We start from the raw sequence: 17557 nt of genomic DNA, 5'->3' as shown, positions 1-17557 counted from the left end.
TCTTTGACTAAAATCGCACTAATGGAATTATACAGCGAATCGCTGACAGGTTATAAAAGACTGATTACAAAAGAGGTTCGGATTGGTGATCTGCAGCTTGGAAACGGGCATCCCATCCGGATTCAGACTATGACAACCACCGATACCATGGATATAGCCGGTACGGTTGCTCAATCCATCCGTTGCATTGAAGCCGGTGCAGAACTGGTAAGAATAACTGCCCCCAGCAAGAAGGAAGCGGAACAATTGCTCCTGATTAAGGAAGAATTACGCCGGCAGGGATATTCAACCCCCTTGGTTGCAGATATTCATTTTACCCCTAATGCAGCCGAGATAGCTGCCAGGATCGTGGAGAAAGTTCGGGTGAACCCGGGGAATTATGTTGATAAAAAGAAATTTGAACAGATTGATTATACCGATGCGGAATATGCCGAAGAGATTGAGCGCATCCACGATCGCTTTACTCCGCTTGTAAAGATTTGTAAGGAATATGGTACAGCCATGCGCATTGGTACCAACCATGGTTCCCTAAGCGATCGAATCATGAGCCGATATGGTGATACACCTATTGGCATGGTGGAAAGTGCGATGGAGTTTTTACGTATTTCAAGGGATGAGAATTATCACAACATCGTACTGAGTATGAAGTCTTCCAATCCGCAGGTGATGGTTCAGGCCTATCGGTTGCTGATTCAGACGATGGAGTCAGAATTTGGAGAGATTTATCCATTGCATCTTGGGGTAACCGAAGCCGGTGATGGAGAAGATGGCCGTATCAAATCTGCAATTGGTATTGGCACCCTGCTTGAGGACGGAATTGGCGACACTATACGGGTATCCTTAACCGAAGATCCTGAATTTGAGATACCGGTATGTCGTGATTTGGTGAAACGATATAATAGTGGCAGTGAACTGCCGCCTGCAACTAAAGGCCGGGTTCCCGGGATTGGTTCCGGTTCTTTGGGATATAATCCTTTTGAGTACAAGCGCCGGGAAAGTTTTGCAGTTGATATTATTGGAGGCAAGCAGGTTCCGGTAGTGGTAGCGGACCTGAGTGGAATAGAGCAAATTCAGCCATCTGACCTGGTGTCGATTGGTTATACCTATGATTCGGTTACGGATAAATGGACGATCAGTGATGCGGCTGCTGATTTTGTGTTTACAGGACACCAGTTGCTTGATTTTGCACTGCCGGGTTCCCTGAAAGTTATTTGTTATCCGGCAACCTGGAATGAAGCGGCAGATAAGACTAAGTATTTCCCTATTTACCAGGACAGCGGTTATGTGAGTGCGGAATGGAAAAGTGAGATACTGAATTTTGTGATGGTAGATTGTTTCAATGATGAAAGTTCATTGAATGATTTTACCTGGCTGGATGAACTGGCTTCAGACAAAACAGTGGTGTTGTGTTTGAGTAGTACGAACCGTAATGCGATGCAATCGGTTCGACGCATGATGATGGAATTGTTACAACGACGAATTCAGAATCCGGTGATCCTGATCACGGATAGTAAATGGAGTACCGTTGATGAGCACCTGATTCATTTTGCTACTGAAACCGGGGCGTTGTTGCTGGAAGGATTGGGTGATGGTATCTGCCTTGGTATTTCTTCGAAGCAACCGATGGCGAATGTCCAGGTAAGTGGCAGAACTTATCTGCCTGTTTCGAACGTGTACCAGTTTATGAACAATACTGCTTTCTCCATTTTGCAAGCGACCCGTACAAGGATTTCCAAAACTGAATATATTTCATGCCCTAGCTGCGGACGTACCTTGTTTGATCTGCAGGAAACAACAGCAAAAATTCGTGCAGTTACCAATCACCTGAAGGGAGTTAAAATAGCGATCATGGGCTGTATTGTAAATGGTCCGGGTGAAATGGCCGATGCGGATTTTGGTTATGTGGGCAGCGGTCCCGGCAAGATTACACTTTACAAGGGCAAAGAAGTGGTAAAACGCAGTGTAAGTAGTGAAGTGGCGGTGGATGAACTCATCCTCCTTTTGAAAGAAAACGATGCCTGGGTAGAACCTTAAAATCGTTTGAGAACAGCGCGCTGGTGACTGCGCATACCATAAGTTTTGACTTTGGGTACGGTGCTGTCGCCACCGCCGGTTATCACGATGGGCTTTTCCTGGAAATTGTAAAATTCCACCAGCAGGCTATCGCCCTGTAATTCGTAACAATTCATAATGGTATTGCCTTCCACTGTAAAGGTTCCGCAAAAACGGGAACCAATCAGGAACTGATCGAGTACTATACTGTTGAGTTCATCAATCAGCCAATGGCCTCTTTCTTTGTTGAAAGGCTTTAAAATATAAGGACGGTTATCCTGTCCGGCAGTTCCGTAAATGATTCTCCAGCTATACTGATCAACGCTATCAGCAGGTAAAATATGAAGCTGCATCTGGACTCCCTCCCGTTGTTGCAATCCCTGGTACCAGGTCATGTTTCCTTTCCATTTTCCAACCCAGGACATTGGGAAGGAGGCAGGTTCAGTAGCTTTTTTTTGTGCTGCCAGTTGCGGACTGGTTATAAAAGAGAAAATCAGTATGTATAGAAAAGCGAGGTGTTTTTGTAACAGCTTCATATGGCTTTGAATGATTTCCACAAATTCCGGAATATTTTAGAAAAAAGAGGGCGTGATGTTCGCATCACGCCCAGCTTTTGTAACTCAACTGTAAAACCAAAAAAACTATTAAAACCTGATTGCATAGCCAAGATTAATAGCGTAATCAGCAAAAGCTGCATCTCCATGGCGATAGGTACCGCTTGTGATGGAGGCTTCTTTGTCCGTTACGCTGCGGGTACGGTTCCTTTCCAGTGCTACCGGAACGGTAAGAAAAAAGAGTGATTTTTTCTGTTGTAAAACAAGTCCGGGTTCAACAGATATTACATAACCGGGTCTGCGAAATCCTTTGCTGCCACCGAGGATATCTTCCACCGGAATGCCTTCGATTCTGCCACCCAAACTTCCGGAAAGTCCTTTCAGCGTACCTATGAAATTATACTGAAAGCCAATGCGTGCCATATACTGATCCGCTACACTCATGATGGATTCATTCGCAAGAACAGGACTGAGTGTTTCCCGGTAAGTGCGGGTTCCATTCACTTCACGTGGATTGGAGAGGTAGAAAAAATTGCCATAGAGTCCGGCTAATGGGGAGAAGTTATAGAAGCTGTTCAGTTCTACTGCGATCCCGGTTCCACCGTCACCCAGTTGAATGGATTGATCCACCGGGCGAAGCTGGGCAGAGCCATTTGGTCCAACATTCTGAAAATAGTCCTCGTAGTTATAATCGCCGGTTGGAAGTTTGAGTCCTGCTCCCAGTTGGAAATTTCCCTTGCTGTGTTTAGTGGGATCAATCATCCAGCGATAGGCCATAATACGCATATCACCAATCCCGAAGGATCGTGTATTATGACGTTCTGTTCGGCCATGTTCGTATAAGGAAGATCGTTTGTTCATTCCAATAGGCAGCCCAACCAGGAGCGACCAGCGTGGATTGATTTGTTTGGAAACAGAGAGGTCCAGCAGGTGCTGCCAGTTGATTACTTCGGTATTTTGTTTGAGTCGCTCTTCCTGTTCCTCGCGACCTTTAAAATGGCGAAAGGATTTGAAATAACGATACCCCATATTAAACTGCCAGGAGCCTGCTTCAATTTGTTGGCCACTAACATTACAACTGGAGCCACCGCCTCGAATGGCTACGCAGCCCTGGGCGTTTACTTTTGAAGCGATCGATATAAATGACAAAGAGGCGATTATGATTTTTTTCATGTCAATACGTTTTGGTTGTTGCTTAATTTTTTTTCATGGTTAATTTTTTAACGATGAGTTCACCTACGCGTTTACCGGATTCACTGCCGAGTTCATTATCGAACCGGAAATGAATTCCACCGTAAAGACGACTCATCGCAGCTTCAGCTGCTGCATCACGGAATGATTTGATTTCGCGGTTAGCGATACCAAATTCAAGCAGGGAGGTGTCAGTAAATGCGAGGTTTTCTCCAAATACACTGCCCATGGTTTCAGCGGCAGCTGCAGAAACCGTAGCGTGTCCGCTTGGGAAGGAGGGGAAGGGCGGAGTTTGGATATAAGGTCTCCACTCCGGATCAATTAGTTGATTGATAACAGTTTCAGGCCGGATATAGTTATACATATACTTGCCTTCCCAGCAACTGATAAAGCCATCGAAGAGGGCAATCGCTGTTTTCGCATAACCGGTAACGGTAGTATTGAAATCAGCGCCTGCTTTTTGTGCAGCGATCCCTACGATATTCATCCAATGACCGGGAGGTGAGAACTTTTTGGTAGCAAACATTACGTGGCCGGTCACATTCATCTTGAACGGATTATCGTCCCAGAAATCGGCAATATGTTTTTGTTCTTCGGTCAGGCTATCCCCGATTTGTTTTACCTCCATCATGGCTTTGTAAAAAGCGCTGTTTTTATTGGCGGGTTCAAATTGTGGTGGAATCATTGCTCTGCAAACAGCAGCACTGTCCAGCACAAAGGGCCTGATCTCCATCCAGTGCGGCTCTACTGCCTGTGCATACATCGGTGGGGTAGGAACATAACGGCCCGGTTCCTCATTCACGGTATAGCGGGTAGCGCTGCGGGTTTCGGCATAGTTGTCTTTTTTTGCCCAGCCCAGGATGGTAGCTACAACCGTATCCGAATAGGCGATGCTGCCGGAGATTTTTTCAGCAGGCATGCCCACGCTGTCTGCGATATTCAGCAGCTCACCATAATAATCCATCAGGCTACCTTCGGGGAAAGTAACTGCGTTACCCACTTTGGTGAAGGCCAGCATGGCTGCCAACGGAAAATCAATCCGGCTGGTGTCTTCAGGCGCAGGCATCTTTGGCATATGCGTAATCTGCTGAAACAAGGTTTGATAATTCGTAGGATCTCCAGCTGCTACAATTTCGTATGCAGCAATGGTGGCATAAGCATAGTTCCGGCTCGCTACCATTGGTGCGAAATTGTTTTCCAGCACTACATCATTCAGCTTTTTTACCGTTTTACTGAAAAGAACGGGATCGTGAATGGTACGAGCGTAGTCTTTATTCGATTGGCAGGCGCCCAGTAAAAAAGTAAGTACTATTGCCAAACCACTAATTAAGCTTTTTTTGCGATTCATATGTTGTTTTGATTTTCTAGTTTGATCCGTCTGCTTGTCCTTTTTTCACTGCAAAACTTCCAATAGCATTCCCACAGGCAGTTCCGGCTTCCGAATCAAACCGGTAGTGGATGCCCCCATAGATCCTTGATTCAGCAGCTTCCAACGACATTGCCTGGTATTCAGCTGCTTTATCCGGGAAAATATAGCCGAGTACTGTTGCTGCCGCTGCGGAAAATGTTGAGTGACCGGAAGTGTAGGAGGGGAAATTCGGCAGACCGATGGTTTTAATGGAGGGATCAACCTGAGATGGACGAGGATACCAGTAAAATGTTTTGGCATCCCAACAACTGACACCTGCATCGAAAATGGCCATGTTCATTAAAGCAAGAGCACGTGCAGTGCGGAGTTCGCTGAATTTTGCAGCTGCAATCGCTTCACAGGCAATTTCGTTCCAGTGACCAGGAGGTGTGTAGGTGCCGGCTCCATCACTCCACAATTGAGCAATACGCCATACTTCTCCTGATTTCACCTCACTCATTTTCTTAACTTCTGCCAGCGCAGTTTTAAATTCATCCGAGCCTATTGCCGGTGGTGGTGGCGGACGAAGAGAATCACGCTGGGCAGTGGTTATCAGAAATTGTTTTACGTTTCCAAAAAGCGGTAGCATTCCTGGTCTTGCTGGAAGCTCCAGGCTTTTCCAGGGCATGGTAATTCCACGTCCTACTGCAGCTGCTTCTAATTCTTTCCAGACTGTAGGATTGCCGCCTGCCTGGCCCATTCCATCGGTTCTGTAACGGGCAAGTGTAGTTGCAGCAATTTGTGCAGCAATCGCTTCTCCCGCCCTGATATCGGAAGGAGATGCGAGTCCGGATACCAGTTTGGCTCTTTTTTGTTCTGCACGTTCTTTATCCAACATTACTGAGTCATTCGGGAACATTACTTTCAGCAGACGGTATGCCACATCTGCAACCACAGCATCTTCGGAGGGATAGGAAGGAAGTGTTTCCTGTATGGGTTCCAGTGCTTCTACTGCGGGTGAATTGACTGCGGGGGCCATCCGGTTGTATTTGAATTTATAATGCCAGGTGGTAACCATTGCATCATAAAGCGCAACCTGCAAATATGCATAGGCCCTGCTTGCATATGGTGGATTGGCAAAAGGAAATTTTGGATAAACTCCTGGGTTCTGGGCATTGGGTGCCGGGTAGGTGCCATCCGGATTGGCTTCGGGTGGAATATTGTAAATCGCTACCAGTTTCCTGGCGGTTTCATTCCAACGGATAATGCCACTGTTTTTCCATTTTTCAATGCTTTTTTTATCAGCTGAACTAATGGAGCGCTGTAAATCCTGAATTTCTGTTAGTTCCTGTTGGTAGGCGGCACTGTTTACTGCCAGCGGTTCTTCAATCAGTATGTCTGTGGGCGCAGTTAACAGGATGGGTTTCCAGTTACCTCCGTTTTGATCAAGGGAAGCCGGTTCAAAATCAGGTAAGGATCGCTGTGAGATTTCTTTGGAACAGGCTGCCAGCAAAAACAGCGTTATTATAATTGAGATATGTTTGGTCATTGTTGCTTCTTTTGGAAAGGTTTAAAAACATATTGCAGTCCGGCCATCCAACCAAAGGATTTGCCCATATTTCTACCGGCAATCGTTTGATCAGCCATGGCATTGATCGCCAATCCTTTGATTCCGGGAATCCAGAATAACCCCGTTAATGCAACCGACTCCCGGTTCATACGATTGCCGGGATAGGGCATATCGTTTCTGCGGATGTCGGAACCAGTGGTTGCGAGCATCCAGTTATACTGCAGGCCAATGCGTACGCGTTTGTTGTCAAAACCGGCGCGGATGCTTCCATCCCATACATCGGGAATAGCCATTTCATTGCTATAGTATTGGTCATCCGAATAATAGGTTTCGCGGTCTACTTTGATTTTTCCTTTAGCTATATATCCGGTTTGAACAGTAGTAAACCAGCCTTTGTCCAGTTTGTAATGCCCAATAATACGGGCCTGAACCGTGTTGGCTCCCAGTCCGATTGAATAGGGTAAGAAATCAGGAATATAATCGCTTACCGGGGTGGAAAATCCTACAGTACCAAAGGTGAGCAGAGTCCCTTTCCATACTCTCGATTTACTTAGCTGGATTTTTGCCTCCATCTGGAGATCCTGCCAGCCTTTCATATGGGCCATATAACCTGCATCTGAGCTGTTGGAAATATGAGGTACTGTAGCGAAAATGGCAATGCGATTGGTGATCCCATATCCAATCATCGGCATAAATTGTTTGGAGGTGAACTTTCCTACATTGAGATTTTCTCTGAGTCGTTTACCCTCCCAATATTCGGTCCAGGTCATCTGACCATAATCGGCTACCAGGCAAAGTTCTCCTTTCGTCATGGTGAAGCCGTCAAAAGCAGTTTGTGCGATAGTATCCAGGCTACTTAAAAATAGCACCGCGAAAACTATCGTATTCTTAACAATACGATTCGTCATTTTGGTTATGATTGCTGTGATGTGTTCATACTGCAGGGCACTATGCTATCATTGCACTGCAGCTTTTTTGAAAGAAATTAAACCGTCACAGCAGCATCGGGAGGTTGTTCCTGGGGAGCTTTGGTGTACATGCAATCTTTCAGGATAAATAGATTGAAAGCGCTTGAACGGGTTGTGAAAACCGGTTCAAAGGAGTTCAGCGATTCCGTTATGGTATAATCGGAAAAAACATTTTTTAAAGCGAGCATTGGCTTTGCAGGTGAATTGGCTTTGCCGGGTGCTTCCTGGATATCATTTACCAGTTGGAAAAATAAATCTCTTGCATTGGTCAAGGTGGTTGCCAACGGGTTGGGGATACAGCGCATTTCAAGGGAATCATTGTAAATACGGCGCTCCACATACTGATAAGTGGTGCCGTTCACAGTAATTATTCCATTGGTGCGTTCAAAAATGGGAGAGTTGGTATAATACGGGAGCTGATCAATCGGCATTTTGATGGTGATCAGGCTCTCTTCCTCGTAGTTTTTATTGTCAATCTGTTGATTGAGCGATTGGTAAGAATGCTGTTCCAGCCAGGAAAAAACCGCGCGATACCCCACTACATTATAGAGGAGCATACCCGTTAGGAGTATGGCAGCTAGTTTTTTCACCCCACCAATATAGGATTTTTTTTGATTTGTCCCTCCTCACCCGTCCGGTGCCACCCGTCCGGTGGCACCGGACGGGTAAAGCTAACGGGTGTTCGTAATTGGGTTTGGCGTTGTAACTTTGGCAATCAATTGACAATGCTTGTTTTATGAGTAAACAACAGGAACCCAAAGTGAGGATCGTAACAGCTGCGGCTCTATTTGACGGACATGATGCGGCGATCAATATCATGCGCCGGATCCTGCAGGCCAAGGGTGCGGAGATCATTCATCTCGGGCATAACCGTTCTGTGCATGAGATCGTAGAGGCGGCTATTGAAGAGGATGTGCAGGGAATTGCGATCACCAGCTACCAGGGCGGACATGTGGAGTTCTTCAAATACATGAAAGATCTCCTGGATCAGAATGAATGCGGACATATTAAAATATTCGGAGGCGGTGGCGGCACCATCCTGCCGGAAGAAATCCGGGAATTACATCAATATGGTATTACCCGGATTTATTCCCCGGATGATGGCCGGAAAATGGGACTGGAGGGTATGATTGAAGATGTAATCAACCAGTGCCGGTTCTCATTGAATGGAACCAATTATACCAAACCAATGGGATTGGGTGAAGTGAAGGATGTAAGGGTTATTGCAAGGAAGATAACAAGAGCGGAGGAGGGAAGAATGGAGGATGGAGAAAAGGAAGAGGGAGGAATGGAAGAGGGCGTTGCCCCAGTGATTGGGATTACAGGAACGGGGGGAGCCGGGAAATCATCGGTTACGGATGAATTGGTGCGGCGTTTTTTAAACCGCTATGAAGACAAAACCATTGCGGTTATTTCGGTAGACCCTTCAAAGAAGAAGACAGGTGGCGCCTTATTGGGAGATCGCATTCGCATGAACAGCATTTCATCACCGCGGGCCTACATGCGCTCACTAGCTACAAGAGACGATAATGTGGCATTAAGTGCATCTGTACAGGATGCGATCGATATTGTGAAAGAGGCCGGATTTGACTGGATCATTTTGGAAAGCGCTGGCGTTGGCCAATCAGACGCGTCCATCCTGGATTATTGCGATTTAAGTCTCTATGTGATGACACCCGAATACGGAGCTGCGTCGCAATTGGAGAAAATCAATATGCTGGATTATGCCGACCTGATCGCTATCAATAAGTTTGATAAAAACGGCGCACTCGATGCCTTGCATGATGTGCGCAAACAATACAAACGCAACCACCAGCTTTTTACCGCAAAAGATGATGCCGTTCCTGTAGTAGGAACCATCGCCGCGCAGTTCAACGACGCTGGCGTGAATGAACTCTTTGAAAAACTGGTGCAGGTGGTAAAGCAGAAAACAGGTGTTTCCCTGGGAGAAGAGAAAGCGGCTATTCCTCACCGTGATACCGTACAGCAATCCATGGTAATCCCGCCAAAAAGGGTTCGCTACCTGGCAGAAATTGCCGAATCCAACCGCTCCTACAATCAATGGGTGGAAGCACAACGTGCAATTGCGAGCAAGTTGTATCAATTAGCGGGTGTATTGCAGGAGCCGGGGATGGATGGAATTTCAGAACTACAATCGATTCGAAAAAAATATGAAGAAGCCTTGCATCCGGAATGCAAAAAACTGCTGGACAACTGGAAAGGCCTGGTGGATGCGTACAATAAGGATTTTTTTGAATACCAGGTGAGAGATAAGGTGATTCGTCAGCCATTGACCAGCCTGTCTTTGAGCGGAACAAAAATTAAAAAAGTGGTGTTGCCCCGTTACCAGGATTGGGGTGATATTCTTCGCTGGCAATTACAGGAAAACCTGCCGGGTTATTTCCCCTATACAGCCGGTGTTTTTGAATTGAAGCGCCAGGGCGAGGATCCCACCCGGATGTTCGCTGGAGAAGGCGGACCGGAGCGTACCAACAAACGGTTCCATTATGTATCACAGGAGCAACCCGCCAAACGATTGTCCACCGCTTTTGATTCGGTTACGCTTTACGGTGAGGATCCTGCAGTACGCCCTGATATCTATGGGAAAATCGGCAATAGTGGTGTTAGTATCGCCACAGTTGATGATGCAAAAAAATTATACTCGGGTTTTGATCTCTGTGACCCCCGTACTTCTGTGAGTATGACGATTAATGGTCCCGCTCCGATACTACTCGCTTTTTTCATGAATGCCGCGATCGACCAGATGGCAGAAAAATGGATCTCCGCCAATGGCGGTTATGAGCAATGGATCAAACCAGTACTAGAGAAAAAATACCAGCACCTGCAAAAGCCGATCTATTATAATCCTTCTTCACCGGAACGGTTGCCAGATGGGCATAATGGATTGGGATTGGCACTATTGGGACTCAGTGCCGAAGAAGTACTTCCGATTGAAACCTATCATCAACTGAAAGCGGAAGCGTTGAGCCAGGTACGCGGCACTGTGCAGGCCGATATCCTGAAAGAAGACCAGGCGCAGAATACCTGTATTTTTTCAACGGAATTCGCGTTGAAACTGATGGGGGATGTGCAGGAATATTTTATCAAACAAAAGGTTCGGAATTTTTACAGCGTCAGCATCAGTGGATATCATATCGCGGAAGCGGGCGCCAACCCGATTACCCAGTTAGCCTTTACATTGGCGAACGGATTCACCTATGTGGAATACTACCTCAGCAGGGGTATGCATATTGATGATTTCGCTCCCAATCTGAGTTTCTTTTTCAGTAATGGCATGGATCCGGAATACAGTGTGATTGGCCGGGTTGCCCGACGAATCTGGGCCAAGGCCATGAAGGAAAAATACAAAGGCAATGACCGTAGCCAGAAGTTGAAATATCATATTCAAACCTCCGGGCGGTCCCTGCACGCGCAGGAGATTGATTTTAATGATATCAGGACTACTTTACAAGCCCTGTATGCTATTTATGACAACTGCAATTCCCTGCATACAAATGCCTATGATGAAGCGATCACTACGCCAACGGAGGAAAGTGTGCGCCGCGCGATGGCCATCCAGCTCATCATTAATCGTGAGCTTGGGTCGGCGAAAACGGAAAATTTCATCCAGGGTTCTTTCCTAATTGAGGAAATGACCGATCTGGTGGAAGAAGCGGTTCTGGTGGAGTTTGACCGGATTTCCGAAAGAGGTGGCGTATTGGGTGCGATGGAACGCATGTACCAACGCAATAAGATCCAGGAAGAAAGTTTACATTATGAAATGCTGAAGCATACGGGTGAATTACCAATCATTGGAGTGAATAGCTTTCTGAATAAAAAAGGCTCTCCAACGGTCATCCCGGGAGAAGTGATCCGTAGCACACGGGAGGAAAAAGAACAGCAGATCCAGCAGTTGCAGGCCTTTTGGAAACGGAATGAAGGCAAAGCTGGTCCGGCTTTAAAGCGATTGAAAGAAGTAGCGGTAGCAAATGGAAACTTGTTTGAGGAGTTAATGGAAACAGTGAAATACTGCTCACTCGGACAAATTACTCATGCTTTATACGAAGTTGGCGGTCAGTATCGCAGGAATATGTAGTTTAGGTGTCTGACATCTAACCATGAGAAAATTACTGTTACTGATCCTGGCACTGGGTACCATCACCGGCCAGGCACAAACGAAGAAAAAAGCAGCGCGCGCTACTGCGGCAGCTCCAACAGCAACCACTGTTTCCCTGGATGAACGTTTCCGGACAGTAAAGTTCCGGAACATTGGGCCCTTTCGGGGCGGCCGATCGGTTGCTACCTGTGGGGTTCCCGGAAACGATAAGACATATTATATGGGTACCACCGGTGGGGGACTCTGGAAAACCACCGATGCGGGTATCAGCTGGCAGAATATTTCAGATGGCTATTTTGGAACAGGTTCAGTTGGCGCTGTTGCCGTTGCTGAATCCGACCCTAATGTTGTGTATGTGGGTATGGGTGAACACGCGCCTCGGGGAGTCATGACCTCCTACGGTGATGGCGTTTACAAAAGCACGGATGCGGGTGCCACCTGGAAAAAAATCGGCTTACCGGATAGCCGGCAGATTGCAGCCATCCGAATCCATCCAAAAAATGCCGACCTGGTATATGTGGCCGTACAAGGCGCACTGAATGGCCCGTCTGAAGAGCGCGGCATTTACAGAACGGATGATGGCGGCGTCACCTGGAAAAAAATCCTCTACGTTAATAACAGCACGGGATGTTCGGATCTGAGCATGGATATGACCAATCCGCGGATCCTGTACGCCGCCATGTGGGAACATCATCGCCTGCCCTGGGAAGTTAAAAGTGGTGGTCCGGGTAGCGGCCTGTATAAATCTACTGATGGTGGTTTAACCTGGAACAAACTGGACCAGGGAATACCGGCTGCATTGGGTAAGATGGCGATTGAAGTATCACGCAGCAATCCGTCAAAAGTATATGCACTTATTGAAAGCGATACCGAAAAAGAGCTGGGTGGCTTATTTGTATCCGAAGATGGTGGTGCTTCTTTTAATCGTGTCAGTAAGGATCACCGGTTAACGACCCGTGCTTGGTATTATATCGAGCTGGCGGTGAATCCACAGAATGAGAATGAAGTGCATGTGCTGGGAGCAGAGTGGGTGAAAAGTATCGATGGCGGCAAGAGCTGGTCCAATTTGCGTACAGCACATGGCGATTACCACCAGTTATGGTTCAACCCCTCCAATCCCGCCAACTTTGTAATGGCGGATGACGGCGGTGCCTCCATCAGCTTCAATGGAGGCAAAAGTTTCAGTCCGCTCGATAATCAACCCACTGCGCAACTGTACCGGATCAACGTAGACAATCAGTTTCCCTATCGCATTTATGCAGGACAGCAGGATAATACTTCTCTTGTTATTGAAAGCCGGAATTTATGGGGAGGAAATATCGGGGAGCGCAACTGGTTTTATTCCGGAGGAGGAGAAAGTGCCTTCTTGGCATTTGATCCGGATCAGCCGACTTATGTCATGGGAGGCAGTTACCAGGGAACCATCGAGTTATTGAATCAAAAAATCAGTGAAGGTAAAGGGGTGATGGTAGTGCCGCTGCAATACCAGAGCATTATGCCCAAGCGGATGAAATATCGGTTTAACTGGAATGCCCCGATAGTATGGTCGAAGGCTGATGGGGGAAGTTTTTATCATGCAGGCAATCATCTGTTTAAGACTTCCAACCTGGGCAAAACCTGGACAGTCATTTCTCCGGATTTGACCCGGAATGATACAACGAAGATGGGTAAGAGCGGGATACCCTATACCAATGAAGGTGCTGGTGGAGAGAATTATGGAACGATTGCTTATGTGTCCATATCAACAGACGGACAGGTAATCTGGACCGGCAGTGATGACGGACTTGTGCACCTCTCAAGAGATGGCGGTGCCAACTGGAAAAATGTAACGCCAGCCGGATTGCCGGAATGCCTGGTTAATAGTATTGAAGTATCACCACACAATCCGGCAACCGTTTATATCGCGTGCACGAAATATAAAATGAATGATTTATCGCCCATGCTCTATCGCAGTGATGATTATGGAACCAGTTGGAAACGAATTGATGCAGGTATTCCTGCAGGTGCCTATACAAGAGTTGTAAGAGAAGACCCTGTACAAAAAGGATTGTTGTTTGCCGGAACGGAAACAGGGCTATTTGTTTCCTGGAATAACGGAGATGCATGGACGAGATTACAGTTGGGTTTACCTGTAACACCGGTTACCGATTTGAAAATTCACCAGGGTAACCTGATCGCAGCCACCATGGGAAGGTCGTTCTGGATCCTGGATGATTTGTTTATGGTACGCCATTCCGCAGCATTAGCAGATACCAATTCTGTGAAACTGTTTGGGGTGGAGAAACTGTATCGGGTAGGTGGCGGTAGTGCCCTGAATGCAACAGGCAGTACGGATGATCCAAAACCGATGACACCCTCCAATGAAGGCGTGAATGCACCGACGGGGGCCGTGTTCTATTATCAGTTACCAGGACTTGCGGATTCGGTGACGCTTACATTAGAGATTCGCGATGCCCGCGGGCGACTGGTACGTTCGTACTCGAATAAGCCGGATTCAACCTTTGTGGAATATGCAGGCGGACCTTCCCCCGAACCTTTATTGCCCAAACGCGCAGGATTGAATCGGTTTGTCTGGAACCTGAGGCATGCTACTTATCCAGGAGTGCCCACGGCCTACATAGAAGGTAGCTGGGATGGGCACCGTGCAGCACCAGGGAAGTATGAGGCAGTGCTCAAAGTTGGTGGCACTGAACAGCGACATGCATTCACCATTGCGGCTGATCCAAGAATTGAAGCGAGCCAGGCGGAATATGATGAACAGGATGAATGGCTTACCAAAGTGGAAGATGGTTTGCGGGATATCCATGGAGCGGTAAATAAAATGCGGGTTGCCAAAAAACAGGTGGCTGATTTACTCCAACTGATTGGCGATAAACCTGCCTATGCCGAACTGAAACAATCCGCTTCGGACTTGCACACAAGAATGGGAAAATGGGAAGAGGAATTGATTCAGAACCGCAGCCAGAGTTACGATGATATCATCAATTTCGTGAATAAACTCAGCGCGGATTATTTCTTCCTGAAAGGAGAAATGGATACCAATATTCCATTTGTGACAGACGGACAAAAAGAACAATTCAAAACATTAGAAGCAACCTGGAAGCCGCTGAAAACCGAGTATACAAGTATTGTAAATGCACTACCGGCACTTAACCAGCTCTGTCGTAAACTGGGTATTGAACGGGTAATGATGCCGTTAGATTAGTAGCGCAATGGAGAAAAAGAAACCATCCTTTGATGTGGTGAATGAGGTGCTGGAAGATTGCATACTGGCTTATCCGGTGTCTTCTTTTATCATCAGCCTTTACAAACAATACCTGCAAAGGGGAAGTCTGAGTAAAAAACAGTTACAGGGTTTATACGGAAAGGCCTCGAAAATCGAAGGCCTTTCCCCCGGTAAACTGGCTACCCTGGAGGCGCTGATTCATAAAATGCCTACACGGTTAAAGTCGGTTGTGCCTCCCCGTGATAGTAAACCGGAACCGGAAAAAGATGAGGTAGCCGGACAATTAATCTGCGCCATCCTCGAAAAAGTTCCCGAACACAAGCGGGTGGTTTTTCTCCAAACGAAATACGATAGTAATGAAGTGTTGACTTCTACTGAAATGGCTGATCTGAAACGGATAGCCAAGGCCCTTGGTCTTCAGGTCAACTGACAGCCAAATCCCGGTGCATCAAGGGGTATCAAACAACCCTTCTCAATTCTGAATCCACCGGTAATGATATCCTTACTCAATTCAAGGCTGCCATCCAAGTCGAGGTAGCGGGTGTTTGAGCAGGAGAGAGCAACATGAAGCGCGGCAGTAATACTTAACTTGCTTTCATCATTGCAACCCCAGAACAAGGAAATGCCTCCCTGTTGGGCAAGCAGCGCAATTTCCTTTGCGGCCCTTATACCTCCACATTTCATGAGCTTGATATTGTAGACGCCATAACGTGTAGGAACATGCGCCAATTGGAAAGCGGCGGAAGCATCCAGCAGGGATTCATCTGCCACTAAAATACTTCGTTGTTGATCTGATAACTGCAGCAGGTCTTGATCTGCGGTTGCAGGCAGCGGTTGTTCAATCAGCTCAATGCCGGCCTTTTCTGCACCCGACAGAAACCGCTTTAGTTTGGGCAGATCATACCCCTGGTTGGCATCCACCCGCAATTGAATAGCCGGACCCGCCATTTCCCGGAGCCGAATCATTCGTTCGAGGTCAAGTTCTACATCAACTCCTGTTTTAATCTTGAGGATTTGAAAGCCCATGTGGAGATACTCTTTTGCATCAGCAAGTGTTCCCGCTATATCCTTGATGCCAATGGTGACGGAAGTTGGTATTGGTTTGATTTTTTGTCCGTAGAATTCCAGCACCGGTATACCAAGGAATTTTCCAAACGCGTCGTGCAGTGCAAGATCAACAGCGGCCAGCGATCCGGGCAGGTGGTTAAAATGAACAGTGGCTTCATCAATCAATTGATTGAAATGCCGGATATCCCTTCCGATAAAACTTCCCAGGAAACCGGATTGTAAATGACGAAGCGTGTCTGCAGGATTTTCACCCACTACCTCTTCAAAAGGGCTCGCCGAACCTAAACCGGTGAGTCCATTTTCGAGTGTAAGCTCCAGGAAAACAATTGTTGCATCCGAACTGGTACTATAAGCAATGGAGTAGGGTTTAGATAGTGGGATATTCTCCAGCCAGGCTCGGTAGGAATGAATTTTCATAGGATTGTATTTAAAACCGGTAGCATTTTTTGAACTCCTTCCTGTAAAGGGAGCAGCACCGGCAGCTTCAATTCCGCTTCCAGTGTTCGTTGAAATTCGTAGGCTTCTTCCGTGGAGCAATCTTCCGTATTCAGCGCAACGGCAATAACAGTGGAGCCATAATGCCGGATCAGTTCGATTTCAGATTGTACGGAAGGAATTGCTCCCCATGCGGGAGTATGTTCGAAATGGGTTCGTTTCGGGGCATGCACCAAAACGGTGTATTTGGCATTTCCTGAAACCAGGAATTCAGATCCAGCCGGACCGCTTGGATTCCGAAGTGCTGATTGTCCTTCCAGTAGAATGATGTCGGGCTTGGTTTCCTTCCAGCATTGCAGTATAGCATGTTCCAGCTCTCCGGAAATAAAATCATTCAGGGTAGAATCAAAAATGAATCCATATTGGCCGCCCTGTAGCCAGCCTGTTTGTCCCGTATAAATCATTTGTGCCCGAATGCCTTCCTCTTCGCATGCCTGGCGGATCAGGCGGCAGGTAGTTCTTTTGCCCATGGCACAGTCCATGCCGAGCACTGCAATAATGGGTGCTGTAACGGAAAATATGTCTCCGGACCAGAAATGAAGAGCTGCCCGTTTTTTTGGCCGGCGGATATCAATAAGTTCAACCCCAAATTCCGCTGCTAATGCTACCAGGTTGGGACGTTCATTCAGGTAATCATGTAGTCCATTGACAATTGAAATCCTGTTTCGAATGGCTGATTCAATAATGTTCAAAAAATCAGGAGGCAGAATTCCTCCAACAGTAGCAACCCCAATGATACAATAACGGAGATCAGTAAGCGCCGCCAAAGCTGCATCCAGATCGGCATAAACAGGTATGCCTCGGTGTTTTCCATCCAACACTTCTCCTGCATCCCTACCAGCCTGTTTAAAATCAATAATGCCGGCAATTTCAAATCGTTCGGTTCCGCGAATCAGTCCGTGTGCAGTTTTGGCATCTGAATGGTCCAGTAATCCATTCGTAATTACAATAGCTTTTGGTCGGTTCAT

General features: G+C 46.9%; 12 protein-coding genes. 4 read left to right on the top strand and 8 right to left on the bottom strand.

Going from position 1 to position 17557, the window contains the following annotated elements; all coding sequences use genetic code 11:
• Positions 1-21 precede the first annotated feature (21 nt).
• Complete coding sequence (gene ispG / locus MD536_RS16355) at positions 22-2034, top strand: (E)-4-hydroxy-3-methylbut-2-enyl-diphosphate synthase (RefSeq protein ID WP_239602105.1); 2013 nt, start codon at positions 22-24, stop codon at positions 2032-2034.
• Here the strand turns inward: ispG and MD536_RS16350 are convergent.
• The 6 genes from MD536_RS16350 to MD536_RS16325 all read right to left on the bottom strand — a co-directional run bounded on the left by MD536_RS16350 (position 2031) and on the right by MD536_RS16325 (position 8273).
• The gene (locus tag MD536_RS16350; protein WP_239602099.1) at positions 2031-2588 is read right to left on the bottom strand and encodes a hypothetical protein; all 558 of its coding nucleotides are present in this window, start codon (positions 2586-2588) and stop codon (positions 2031-2033) included. The genes ispG and MD536_RS16350 overlap by 4 nt on opposite strands.
• A 108-nt stretch (positions 2589-2696) precedes the next feature.
• Positions 2697-3779 (bottom strand): hypothetical protein, encoded by a 1083-nt coding sequence (locus MD536_RS16345; protein WP_239602097.1) that lies wholly within the window; start codon positions 3777-3779, stop codon positions 2697-2699.
• Between the two features lie 22 nt (positions 3780-3801).
• Complete coding sequence (locus tag MD536_RS16340) at positions 3802-5145, bottom strand: vanadium-dependent haloperoxidase (RefSeq protein ID WP_239602096.1); 1344 nt, start codon at positions 5143-5145, stop codon at positions 3802-3804.
• A gap of 16 nt (positions 5146-5161) precedes the next feature.
• A complete protein-coding gene (locus MD536_RS16335) occupies positions 5162-6694 on the bottom strand; it encodes a vanadium-dependent haloperoxidase (RefSeq protein ID WP_239602094.1) in 1533 nt (510 codons plus the stop codon).
• Positions 6691-7623 carry a hypothetical protein gene (locus MD536_RS16330; protein WP_239602093.1) on the bottom strand — a complete coding sequence of 311 codons (933 nt, stop codon included), beginning with the start codon at positions 7621-7623 and terminating at the stop codon, positions 6691-6693. Before MD536_RS16330 ends, MD536_RS16335 begins: the two co-directional genes overlap by 4 nt.
• Positions 7624-7700: 77 nt before the next feature.
• Positions 7701-8273 (bottom strand): hypothetical protein, encoded by a 573-nt coding sequence (locus tag MD536_RS16325; protein WP_239602091.1) that lies wholly within the window; start codon positions 8271-8273, stop codon positions 7701-7703.
• A 146-nt stretch (positions 8274-8419) separates the two neighbouring features.
• Between MD536_RS16325 and MD536_RS16320 the strand changes: the two genes are divergently transcribed.
• From MD536_RS16320 to MD536_RS16310, 3 genes are read left to right on the top strand one after another with little or no spacing between them, the layout of a single operon-like run.
• Positions 8420-11779, top strand: a complete 3360-nt coding sequence (locus tag MD536_RS16320; RefSeq protein WP_239602089.1) for a methylmalonyl-CoA mutase family protein — start codon at positions 8420-8422, stop codon at positions 11777-11779.
• A 22-nt stretch (positions 11780-11801) separates the two neighbouring features.
• Positions 11802-15005 carry a WD40/YVTN/BNR-like repeat-containing protein gene (locus MD536_RS16315; RefSeq protein WP_239602088.1) on the top strand — a complete coding sequence of 1068 codons (3204 nt, stop codon included), beginning with the start codon at positions 11802-11804 and terminating at the stop codon, positions 15003-15005.
• 7 nt (positions 15006-15012) lie between these two features.
• Positions 15013-15456: a hypothetical protein gene (locus MD536_RS16310; protein ID WP_239602087.1), complete on the top strand. Its 444-nt coding sequence runs from the start codon at positions 15013-15015 to the stop codon at positions 15454-15456.
• Here the strand turns inward: MD536_RS16310 and MD536_RS16305 are convergent.
• Both MD536_RS16305 and MD536_RS16300 read right to left on the bottom strand, forming a co-directional pair.
• Positions 15444-16511 carry a mandelate racemase/muconate lactonizing enzyme family protein gene (locus MD536_RS16305; RefSeq protein WP_239602086.1) on the bottom strand — a complete coding sequence of 356 codons (1068 nt, stop codon included), beginning with the start codon at positions 16509-16511 and terminating at the stop codon, positions 15444-15446. The genes MD536_RS16310 and MD536_RS16305 overlap by 13 nt on opposite strands.
• Positions 16508-17557 carry an N-acetyltransferase DgcN family protein gene (locus MD536_RS16300; protein WP_239602085.1) on the bottom strand — a complete coding sequence of 350 codons (1050 nt, stop codon included), beginning with the start codon at positions 17555-17557 and terminating at the stop codon, positions 16508-16510. The genes MD536_RS16305 and MD536_RS16300 overlap by 4 nt, the downstream gene beginning before the upstream one ends.

Origin of the sequence: Flavihumibacter cheonanensis (assembly GCF_022352215.1) — a bacterium.
Taxonomy (GTDB): Bacteria; Bacteroidota; Bacteroidia; order Chitinophagales; family Chitinophagaceae; genus Flavihumibacter; species Flavihumibacter cheonanensis.
This window is presented reverse-complemented; position numbering and strand designations above follow the sequence as displayed.

Excerpts from the sequence above, each read along its gene's own strand:
- MD536_RS16300 (WP_239602085.1), bottom strand. The coding sequence starts at position 17,557 with ATGAACCGACCAAAAGCTATTGTAATTACGAATGGATTACTGGACCAT.
- MD536_RS16310 (WP_239602087.1), top strand. The coding sequence starts at position 15,013 with ATGGAGAAAAAGAAACCATCCTTTGATGTGGTGAATGAGGTGCTGGAA.
- MD536_RS16340 (WP_239602096.1), bottom strand. The coding sequence starts at position 5,145 with ATGAATCGCAAAAAAAGCTTAATTAGTGGTTTGGCAATAGTACTTACT.
- MD536_RS16320 (WP_239602089.1), top strand. The coding sequence starts at position 8,420 with ATGAGTAAACAACAGGAACCCAAAGTGAGGATCGTAACAGCTGCGGCT.
- ispG (WP_239602105.1), top strand. The coding sequence starts at position 22 with ATGGAATTATACAGCGAATCGCTGACAGGTTATAAAAGACTGATTACA.
- MD536_RS16330 (WP_239602093.1), bottom strand. The coding sequence starts at position 7,623 with ATGACGAATCGTATTGTTAAGAATACGATAGTTTTCGCGGTGCTATTT.
- MD536_RS16335 (WP_239602094.1), bottom strand. The coding sequence starts at position 6,694 with ATGACCAAACATATCTCAATTATAATAACGCTGTTTTTGCTGGCAGCC.
- MD536_RS16345 (WP_239602097.1), bottom strand. The coding sequence starts at position 3,779 with ATGAAAAAAATCATAATCGCCTCTTTGTCATTTATATCGATCGCTTCA.
- MD536_RS16350 (WP_239602099.1), bottom strand. The coding sequence starts at position 2,588 with ATGAAGCTGTTACAAAAACACCTCGCTTTTCTATACATACTGATTTTC.
- MD536_RS16305 (WP_239602086.1), bottom strand. The coding sequence starts at position 16,511 with ATGAAAATTCATTCCTACCGAGCCTGGCTGGAGAATATCCCACTATCT.
- MD536_RS16315 (WP_239602088.1), top strand. The coding sequence starts at position 11,802 with ATGAGAAAATTACTGTTACTGATCCTGGCACTGGGTACCATCACCGGC.